Annotated in this window: 1 protein-coding gene; it reads right to left on the reverse strand. The window is 64.2% G+C overall.

Going from position 1 to position 288, the window contains the following annotated elements:
• Window positions 1–288: hypothetical protein (locus ACQQ5U_RS19455; RefSeq protein WP_437400133.1), on the reverse strand; the 288-nt coding region annotated here is incomplete at both ends.

Consider the following 288-nt stretch of genomic DNA (forward strand, 5'->3'; position numbering starts at 1 on the left):
CGTAGACGGTCATGGTGCTGTCCACCACGTATCCCACTGGCAGGGCGTTGCCGCCCCCGTTGGGCGCGTCGAAATAGTTGCCGTCCGTGAGTGGGGGCAGTGCGTAGGAGTCACATGCGGTGACGTCCGCCGGTGCGTCCACCAAAGGTGTGTCGTTGATGGTCACGGTGAAGTTGCTCTCGGCGGAGCAGTTCGGTGTGGTGCCCGTCTCGTTGTAGACGTACAGGGTGGTGGTCGTTGTTATGGCGTCCCCTGCGGACAGGGCGTTGCCCCCTCCGTTGGGGGCGT

Source organism: Flagellimonas lutimaris (assembly GCF_051494225.1).
In the GTDB taxonomy this organism is placed as follows: Bacteria; Bacteroidota; Bacteroidia; order Flavobacteriales; family Flavobacteriaceae; genus Flagellimonas; species Flagellimonas lutimaris_A.